11 protein-coding genes are annotated in these 8,509 nt (G+C 67.0%); 6 read left to right on the forward strand and 5 right to left on the reverse strand.

What is annotated here, in order from left to right; all coding sequences use genetic code 11:
• Nucleotides 1–164: 164 nt before the first annotated feature.
• Nucleotides 165–650, reverse strand: a complete 486-nt coding sequence (locus tag VGH85_14040) for a MarR family winged helix-turn-helix transcriptional regulator (protein HEY2174925.1) — start codon at nt 648–650, stop codon at nt 165–167.
• A gap of 158 nt (nt 651–808) precedes the next feature.
• Between VGH85_14040 and VGH85_14045 the strand changes: the two genes are divergently transcribed.
• Nucleotides 809–1,219, forward strand: coding sequence for a VOC family protein (locus VGH85_14045; protein HEY2174926.1), 411 nt, complete (start codon nt 809–811; stop codon nt 1,217–1,219).
• Nucleotides 1,220–1,339: 120 nt separating this feature from the next.
• A complete protein-coding gene (locus tag VGH85_14050; protein ID HEY2174927.1) occupies nt 1,340–2,773 on the forward strand; it encodes a phospholipase D family protein in 1,434 nt (477 codons plus the stop codon).
• A 13-nt stretch (nt 2,774–2,786) separates the two neighbouring features.
• On the opposite strand, the gene VGH85_14055 is transcribed toward VGH85_14050, so the two are convergent.
• Complete coding sequence (locus VGH85_14055) at nt 2,787–3,764, reverse strand: serine hydrolase domain-containing protein (protein ID HEY2174928.1); 978 nt, start codon at nt 3,762–3,764, stop codon at nt 2,787–2,789.
• 85 nt (nt 3,765–3,849) lie between these two features.
• The gene (locus VGH85_14060; protein HEY2174929.1) at nt 3,850–4,434 is read right to left on the reverse strand and encodes a TetR/AcrR family transcriptional regulator; all 585 of its coding nucleotides are present in this window, start codon (nt 4,432–4,434) and stop codon (nt 3,850–3,852) included.
• 153 nt (nt 4,435–4,587) lie between these two features.
• On the opposite strand from VGH85_14060, the gene VGH85_14065 reads away from it, so the two are divergent.
• The 4 genes from VGH85_14065 to VGH85_14080 are packed head-to-tail and all read left to right on the forward strand — an operon-like array spanning nt 4,588 to nt 6,597.
• Complete coding sequence (locus VGH85_14065; GenBank protein ID HEY2174930.1) at nt 4,588–5,328, forward strand: SDR family NAD(P)-dependent oxidoreductase; 741 nt, start codon at nt 4,588–4,590, stop codon at nt 5,326–5,328.
• A 57-nt stretch (nt 5,329–5,385) separates the two neighbouring features.
• Nucleotides 5,386–5,799, forward strand: a complete 414-nt coding sequence (locus VGH85_14070; GenBank protein ID HEY2174931.1) for a DUF427 domain-containing protein — start codon at nt 5,386–5,388, stop codon at nt 5,797–5,799.
• 33 nt (nt 5,800–5,832) lie between these two features.
• Nucleotides 5,833–6,009, forward strand: a complete 177-nt coding sequence (locus tag VGH85_14075) for a CsbD family protein (protein HEY2174932.1) — start codon at nt 5,833–5,835, stop codon at nt 6,007–6,009.
• Between the two features lie 21 nt (nt 6,010–6,030).
• Nucleotides 6,031–6,597, forward strand: a complete 567-nt coding sequence (locus tag VGH85_14080) for a hypothetical protein (GenBank protein ID HEY2174933.1) — start codon at nt 6,031–6,033, stop codon at nt 6,595–6,597.
• Nucleotides 6,598–6,607: 10 nt separating this feature from the next.
• On the opposite strand, the gene VGH85_14085 is transcribed toward VGH85_14080, so the two are convergent.
• Together VGH85_14085 and VGH85_14090 are read right to left on the reverse strand one after the other, a co-directional pair.
• A complete protein-coding gene (locus VGH85_14085) occupies nt 6,608–7,516 on the reverse strand; it encodes an aminoglycoside phosphotransferase family protein (GenBank protein HEY2174934.1) in 909 nt (302 codons plus the stop codon).
• Between the two features lie 57 nt (nt 7,517–7,573).
• On the reverse strand, nt 7,574–8,509 hold a 936-nt coding region (locus tag VGH85_14090), incomplete at its 5' end, for a phosphotransferase (protein ID HEY2174935.1).

Consider the following 8,509-nt stretch of genomic DNA (forward strand, 5'->3'; position numbering starts at 1 on the left):
AGGTAGACCATCCCCAGTGACTGGGTATCGGGTGGCCGAGGAGATGCTCGAAGTGGAGCAGGTCGGCCGCATGGCGCTCGGCGCGTCGGGTGCGCCGCCTCCGGCGCCGACCCCGAAGCCACCTGAGCCCGCCATCATGCCCACGCCAAGACCCACGCGGCGGATCAAAGGCCACCCGGCGCGGACGTGAAGCCGTTCACCTCCTCAGGCGTCGTATCGCCGGCCAAGGTGTCGGCGCTGGCCTCGAGCGACACCGTGATGCGATCCAGTACAGCCGAAACCTCATCGCGCACAGCCGATGAGGTGTTGCCAACCGCCCGCTCAACCTCCGCGGCGAAGACCTCGAAGCCACGCTCGATCAGCCTCCGGCCGGCCGGGGTGAGAGCGAGAAGAACCTTGCGTCGGTCCTCCGGGAAACGCGTACGAGTGACGTAACCGGCGGTCACCATCCGATCGGCGAGCCCGGTGACCGTGCCACCCGTGAACTGCAGGCGGCCGGCGAGGTGCGTCGGGGTCTGCGGCCCGCCGTGATAAAGGTGCCCCAGTGCGGCGGCCTCGGTCCGGCCCAGCCCGACAGCGGTCGCAAAGGCTCGCTGGTATCCCTCGCCTGCAGCGATCAGGGCACGGACCCGGAGAGCAAAGTCGCTCATGACTTCCGATCAATACACTTTTGTGTTTCACGTCTTCGAACCGCTAGTGGGCACTCTAAGCATGCCTGAGGCCGTCAGCAGTCGAAGTCCAAGACTGGCCGAACCGGGCAGGCATACGCCCACACTGTTGTCGCCCGCCAACACTCCGGAGGTTTGCCGTGACGCAGTACCCGAGCCTGATGCACACCGCCATCGACGCCACCGACTGCAGAGGCCTCGCGGAGTTCTACCGCGAGTTCCTTGGGCTCCGCTACCGGCCCGGCGACGAGAAGCCTGGCGGAGGTCCCGACGATGCGGACTGGCTCGTGCTGCTGAACTCCGAGGGCAGTCGTGTGTTTGCCATCCAACAAGTTCCGCAGCTCGCCAAACCCACCTGGCCCACCCACCAGGTCCCCAAACACATGCACCATGACTATCGAGTGGGCGACATCGACGAGCTCGAACACCAACGACACCGCGCCGAACAGCTGGGCGCGACACTTCTCTACGACCGCAGTTCCGACGAGGACGAGCCGTTGTTCGTTCTCGCCGACCCCGCCGGCCATCCCTTCTGCCTGCTCGTGCAGTAGGGACGGGCACCGGCTCCCGGGCCGGGCTCGGCTCACGCCGCACGCCGACGGGTCGACGACGACCTTCGCATCGCCGTACCGACCTCCCGGAGGGGATGGCATGCTTTGGCCGTGAACCCGATGCCCCTGGTGGACCGGCTCGACGGGATCGTCGGGGATCGGGTGGAGGCGGCGACCCGCGGACACCATCGGCGGCGGTTGCGCCGTCTCGGCTCCCCAGCGTTGGCAGCCTCGGATTCGACGCCCTGGGCGAGCGATGACTACCCCGCCCGCGACGGGAATTCGATGATCATCCACGTCGACGGCGCCGCGGCCCTGACCGCAATCGCGGCGACCCTGGAGGCCGCCCGATCCCACGTCCACATCTCCGGCTGGCACACCAGCCCCGACTTCCGGCTCACCCGCAACCCGGACGGCCCGCTCCTGCGGGACCTACTCGCCGACCTCGCCGACCGGTTGCCGGTCCGACTGCTGATGTGGGCCGGCCCGCCCGTCCCCCTCTTCCAACCGACACGGAAGATGGCAGAGGCCGCCCGGGACGAGTTCTGTCGAGACAGCCGGATCGCGTGTGTGCTCGATGCCCGGGAGCGGTCACTGCACTGCCACCACGAGAAGGTCATCGTGGTCGACGACGAGGTCGCCTTCGTCGGCGGGATCGACATGACCGCACTCTCCGGCGACCGGTACGACGACACTTCTCATCGACCCCGCGGCGCACTCGGCTGGCATGATGGCGCCGTCGAACTGCGCGGGCCGGTGGTCGCCGACGTCGCGTCGCACTTCGCCGCCCGCTGGACCGAGGTCGCCCAGGAGGCGATCACCTCACCTGCGCCGCCGCCGCCCGCCGGCGACGTGACCGTCCAGCTGACAAGGACGGTGCCCGAAAACACCTACCGGTTCGCTCCGTCCGGAAAGTTCGGCATCGCTGAGACCTACCTGAAGGCGCTACGGCGCGCGGAGCGGCTGGTCTATCTGGAGAACCAGTTCCTCTGGTCCACGGAGGTCGTCGACCTGTTGTGCGAAAAACTACGCAACCCCCCGCGAGACGACTTCCGGGTCCTCCTCGTCCTCCCGAGCCGACCGAATAACGGCGCGGACACCACCCGCGGGCAGCTCGGCCGCCTCCTCGCCGCCGGCCCGGACCGGGTGCTCGCCACCACCATCTACTCGCACGAGGAGAACCGGACCAGCCGCCTCTACGTACACGCGAAAATCGCCGTCATCGATGACGAATGGCTCACCCTCGGGTCGGCCAACCTCAACGAGCATTCGTTGTTCAACGACACTGAGGTCAACATCGCCACCTGTGACCGGGCGCTCGCCCGCCAAACCCGACTCCAGTTGTGGGCCGAGCACCTGCAACGACCGGCTGACCAGGTCGCCGGCGACCCCGCGCAGGTGATCGACTCGCTCTGGCGACCGATCGCCGAAGAGCAGCTCCACCGGGCCGAATCCGGCCAACCCGCCACCCACCGACTCCGCATGCTGCCCGGCGTGTCCCGACGCAGCGAACGCCTTCAAGGACCGCTCCGCGGCCTCCTCGTCGACGGTTGACACCGCGGGGGCGTCAGCTCTGAGCGATCGCCGCGGTCAGCAAGTCGCGTGCCAACTCTTGCCCCGGGAAGTTCTCGTTCGGCTCAAGAACGATTGCGACAGCATCGTGCTGGGGTGCTGCGAACACAGCCGCCGAATAGCCGGGTCCGCCCCCGCCGTGCCCGATGACCAAGCCGTGCGGGTTGCCCGGGTCAGCCATCACGCCCAGGCCATAGCAGGCCCGGACAAACCCGGGAGCATCGCGGCCGATCGGCACGAGTGTCGCCGGGTCGAGGAACTGGGCCGGCGGCGTACTCCAGAAGCCGTGGAGATCGCGCGCCGTCGTCACGGCGGTCCGGTGTCCCACCCAGCCAGGGTGATAGCGGCCCGCTACCTGGTGGATGCCGTCGCCGAGCTGGCGACTCGTTGCGCTGACTGCGCGATCGAAGTCGGAAAGGCTCTCCGCGACGCTCGCAGCCTTGAACCCCACAGCCGGCAGCAGCGAGGCCAGTCCGCCGTGCTGGTCCAGGACACGGCGGAGGAGAAGGTAACCGGTGTTGGAATACGCCCACCCTTCGCCTGGTGCGAAGTCCTGGCCCGCCGCCATGACATGTTCGAGGAACCGCTCGTCCGACCAGGGTTGCGATGGCGTCGCGTACACCGCGGACTGGTAGGCGGGTACGCGCCCGTAGTCCGGGATCCCACTGCTGTGAGTGAGGAGTTGGCGGAGGGAGGCGTCGAAGCGGCCGTCCCCGAGCGCGGAACCGATGGATGTGTCGAGGTTAAGCACGCCTTCCTGTTCGAGTAGCAGGAATGCAGCGGCGATTGCCGACTTCGTGATGCTGTAGATCACGAACGGTGCGTCGACATCCCCGCTCTGCCAAACCAAGTCGCCACAGGTCACGAGCGCGGTCCCGCTCGGACCCATGTGCGCGAGAAGCTCGTCCAGGTTCGGACCGGAGGACTCCGCGCGCTGTCCAGACCGGCGACCGCGCTCTGATGGGCCAGACATCCGCCCACCATGCCCCACAACGACAACATCCGCGAGGGCTTGCGCTCGGTGCCGCGCAATGTCCCGTCAAGCAGCCGGTGCTTGGCTAGAGTGACGCGTCCAGCAGCACCTCGGCCGCGACGCGCGCGCATCGCGCTATGGACGGGTCGTGGTCCATGCGGGCGGCGACGGCGGCGCCGTCGTAAAGCAGGTGAAGCTGGCGGGCGAGCCTTGCCGGACTGGCGGCGCCGGCCGCTCGGGCGAGGTCGGTGAGCAGGTCCTGCATTTCCGCCCGGTATTCGTCGGCGGCCTTGTCGATAATGCTGCCGTCGGGTGCTTCGGCGGTGGCGGTGACGATGGCGCAGCCGCGAAAGCCGGGGTCGGTGAAGAGCTCGCCTTGTGCGTCGAAGACGGCCAGGAGTCGTTTGCGCGGGTCGCGGTGGCGACCGACGGCGGCGTTGAGCAGTTCGAGGGTGCTGCGGTGGCGGGACTCCAGGTAGGCATTGACGAGCGCCTCTTTGCTCCCGAACAAGTTGTAGAGCGATGCCTTCGCCACGCCTGCGTGCTCGATGATGCGGTCGATGCCGACGCTCTGTACGCCCTCGGCGTAGAACAGTTCGTCGGCGGCGGCCAGCAGTCGCTCCCGTGCGGGAGTCCGGCCCTCGGACGGGGTCGCTGCGGTGACGCTCACCGGCCCACCTCCTTCAGACAGACCTGTCTACTTTACCGCACAGGTCGGTGCCCGGCCAATGACTGCGTCGGCTGCGGTTGACATGAGTAGACAGACCTGTCTATGGTTCTCGCAAGACCAGACAGACAGGTCTACCCAATCGAAGGAGGGGCCATGGCACAGAGCATGGATCAGGACCTGCATAACCGGACCGCCGTGGTCACCGGGTCCACCAGCGGTATCGGCAAGTCGACCGCGCTCGCCCTCGCACGCGACGGCTTCGACGTGGTCATTCATGGAAGGGACCCAGAGCGCGGCGCTGCGACGGTCGAGGAAATCACTGCAGCCGGTGGGCGCGCACGGTTCGTTGCCGCCGACCTGTCCGACGCCGCCGACGTCGAGCGGCTCGCCAGCGAAGCCGGTGAGGTCGACGTGCTGGTGAACAACGGCGGTTTCTCCTGGTTCGGGCCGACCGACCAACTCGACACGGACACGTTCGACCGGCTGTTCGCCAGCAACGTCCGCTCCGCCTACCAGCTGGTTGCCGCGGTGGCGCCGCGGATGGCGAAGGCCGGCCGGGGCAGCATCATTAGCGTCGACAGCATGGCGGGCCGCGTTGGGCTCGCCGGCGGTGCCGCCTACGGCGCGACCAAGGCCGCGTTGACTGCGATGAGTCGGGCCTGGGCGGCGGAGTTCAGTCCAGCTGGCGTCCGGGTCAACACGGTCGCGCCAGGACCGGTCTTCAGCAACGGCGCCGAACCGGAACGCATCGAGACCCTCGGCCGCACCACCCTGATGGGCCGTGCGGCCCAACCGGAGGAGATCGCCGAGGTGATCGCGTTCCTCGCCTCCGACAAGAGCGGCTACGTCACCGGTGCCGTCTTCCCGGTCGACGGCGGCCGCAGCGCCATCTGAGCTTCCGTCACTCTCACCAGGAACCGTCGCAGGTCGCGACCCGTCAGGAGGCAAGACATGGCCAAGAAGATTCTGGTCCCAGACGAGAACCACCCGATCACCATCGACTCCGATGCTCGCCGCGTCGTCGTGCGCGTCGCAGATACCGTCATCGCCGACACCACGGCCGCGCTGACCCTGCGCGAGGCCGAGTACTCGCCGGTGAGTTACATCCCTCTCGGCGATGTCATTCCCGGCTCGCTTCGCCAAAGCAGCACGCGAACCTACTGTCCCTACAAGGGCGAGGCCTCCTACTACGACGTCGTGCTGGCTGACGGTCGACAGATCGTGGATGCCGTCTGGACCTACCCAACTCCACACCCGGCAATGGCGGCCATCGCCAACCACGTGGCCTTCTACACCGACCGCGTGCAACTGACAGTTGAAGCGTCTGGGGCAGGGACGCTTAGCCCAGGCTCAGGAAGGGCATAACACTCAGGAGAACACCAATTGAGGGAGGGCCACATGGCGGACTCAGACAAGGCCAAGCACAAGATGGAAGAAGCGGTTGGTAAAGGCAAAGAGAAGCTCGGCGACGCCACCGACGACGACGCGATGGAGCGCGAGGGGAAGCGCGAGCAGTCCAAGAGCAACCTCAAGCAGGCCGGTGACAAGGTCAAGGACGCGTTCGACAAGAAGTGATCCTGCTTAGGCTCGCCGACGATGTCCAACCATGCGAAGCCAGTGCCGTTCCTGGTTCTGTCGGGGCCGCCAGCCGTCGGTAAGACGACGGTCTCGTGGGAGATCTTCGATCAGCTCGTCGACGAAGGTCACCAGCCCGCTCTGGTCGACATCGACCTCCTGGGCGCTTGCTGGCCCGTCCCGGACGACGACCCGTACAACGAGCGGCTCAAGGCGCGGAACCTTACGTCGGTGTGGCAGAACTTCCAGCGCGCTGGCGCGCGTTGTCTGATCGCCGCCGGAGTGATCGAGAACCGAGACGGCCTTGCCATGTACGCCGCCGCGATCCCTGGAGCCGTCACAGCTCTCTGCCGTCTGACGGCCGGTGGCGACGAGCTACGAAGCCGGATCGTTCGCCGCGGCCGCGAACGAGGAGACGGGATCGAAAAGCTTCACCGGCGTGCGATTCAGCTGTCCCACGAGCTGGAGCAGAACGATTGCGCGGACTTCTGGATAAACACCGACGATCGCAGCATCCCGGACGTGGCCAAGCTTGTTCGGGCCAGGGCGGGAGGATGGCCGCGGCAGGTATCGGGCAAGACATCCTGATCTTTGGGAGTTACAGATGTCTGGCCAGAAGCTCGGTCACCTGGTCGTGCGCGTGAGTGATCCACGCCGCGGCGTGGAACTTGCGGCTGTAGTAGGCGCCGATCATTGAGTCAAGCTGCGCCCACCGGATCACTCGTTCGCGTTCGACCTCTGCGGCCTTGGCGAAGATCGATAGACGGCGCAGCAACTCCGCTTCCAGGTTGTCAGCAGCGAGCAGGCTCTCGGCACCACGAACAAGAACTCTGAACGAGTCCGAAGCAAGGTCGCCGGCGAGGCCCTTTGGGTCGATCACAAGCCAGGGCTCGCGCTGTGCACGAACGACGTTCCCGAAATGCAGGTCACCGTGGACCATGGTCTCGGGCTGTCCACGGCCGAGGTCCTGGATCGTCGCAAGAGCCGCGCCCAACGCATGTTCCGATAGCGGATGGCCCAGCGTCTCGGTGTCTTCGCGGAGAGTCTGGTCCCACTCGTCGGCTCGATCCGCCAACCGGGGCAGGTTTGGAGGAGCCGTAACGGCGAGTCGTCGAGCGAGCTGACCGATCGCTGCCGTTGCCTGGTAGACGTCGCCGAGATCGTCCAGTGTCTGCCATTCGGCCTGCTCCAGGAGCATCGCGAACTGCGCGTCGTCCCGTTCGTACAGCAGGACAGCGCCTCGCCCGTTCCAGGTGGCGAAGGCCTCCGCCTCGTACCTGTTGCCAGGGTGGGTGAACGAGATCTTGAGGACGGCGGGCACGCCGTCCGCACGTTGGACGGGGACGATGACCCCAACCTTGCCGCGACTGATCGGCGCGGTCGGGGTGCATCGCCACCGGAGCAGAAACTCGTCGATCAGATCCGGAAGTGACTCGATCCACACCCGACCGGGCTCGCCTTCACGCTCGGCGACGCTCAATGCAAAGTCCTGGGGGATTCCGACCACTCGGGCAGGCTACCTCCACCAATGTCGCCTGTATCGAACCTGCAAGGCGGGCTGCGTTCATCCCCCGCGGTTCCCGCCTTCGGCCAGTTGGTGGGCTATGTCGGTGAGGTTGCGGAGGGCGAGGTGGGTCGCGATGCCGGCGTCGTCGGTCAACCAGGTGAGTTCGCTCAACGCGGCGATGCGGGCGAATGGCGCGAGCATCTCCCGGTCAGCCGGGTCCAGCGGGCCGTCGGCGGCGAGGTAGTCCCGCCACACGGTGTGCGGGGACACGTCGGGTTCGCTGTGGGCGAGGAGGGCGATGTCCCAGACCAACGGCTCCAGTCGGCATTCATCGGTGTCGATGATGCCGACGAGAACGCCGTCGCGGTAGAGCTGGTTGCGGGCATTGAGGTCGCCATGCACGGTGGCGCGCATGGACAAGTGACCCGTCGCCTGCCATCGATCCAATAGCCGGTCGAGGTGCTCGATCGTCCGGTCGACTACAGCGCTCGGGCCGGTGACGTCCGGTCCGCGCCCGAACCGTTCGACGATCCTCGCCCGGGCGTGGCTCCATCCGAACCACCGCGGGGATTCGTCCACGGCATGGAAGCCCGGTCGCTGCCCGAGCCCGAGCGCCAGCGACGCCCGGTGCATCGCCGCGAGGACGGGCGCGAGCTGTCGTGCCCGTTCAGGTCCGGCGACCCCGGTCCCGGAGATCCCTTCGACGAACGGGAAAAGTGTCAGGGTGTGCCCGTCGACGACCGGTGCTTCGTCGTGCTCGGCGACCACCAGCTGTGGCGTGACCGTCGCCCACGCGGACGCCGCGGCATATTCGTAGGCGACCTGCTCGGTCGTCCGCTCCTCCCGTCCGACGCGCAGGACCCGGTCGTGGTCGGGACAGGAAATCCGCCATGTCTGGTTGAGCATCCCCTCGGCGAGCAATATCGCTTGCTCCGCCGGCACTCCGAACCGTGCACGACATACCTCGACCACGTGATCGGAGGTGAGCCACAG

Source organism: Mycobacteriales bacterium, assembly GCA_036497565.1.
GTDB lineage: Bacteria > Actinomycetota > Actinomycetes > Mycobacteriales > QHCD01 > DASXJE01.

Bases quoted from the DNA above. Each gene is read 5' to 3' on its own strand.
- VGH85_14040 (HEY2174925.1), bottom strand. From the start codon at position 650: ATGAGCGACTTTGCTCTCCGGGTCCGTGCCCTGATCGCTGCAGGCGAG.
- VGH85_14065 (HEY2174930.1), top strand. From the start codon at position 4,588: ATGGCACAGAGCATGGATCAGGACCTGCATAACCGGACCGCCGTGGTC.
- VGH85_14080 (HEY2174933.1), top strand. From the start codon at position 6,031: ATGTCCAACCATGCGAAGCCAGTGCCGTTCCTGGTTCTGTCGGGGCCG.
- VGH85_14070 (HEY2174931.1), top strand. From the start codon at position 5,386: ATGGCCAAGAAGATTCTGGTCCCAGACGAGAACCACCCGATCACCATC.
- VGH85_14075 (HEY2174932.1), top strand. From the start codon at position 5,833: ATGGCGGACTCAGACAAGGCCAAGCACAAGATGGAAGAAGCGGTTGGT.
- VGH85_14050 (HEY2174927.1), top strand. From the start codon at position 1,340: ATGCCCCTGGTGGACCGGCTCGACGGGATCGTCGGGGATCGGGTGGAG.
- VGH85_14055 (HEY2174928.1), bottom strand. From the start codon at position 3,764: ATGTCTGGCCCATCAGAGCGCGGTCGCCGGTCTGGACAGCGCGCGGAG.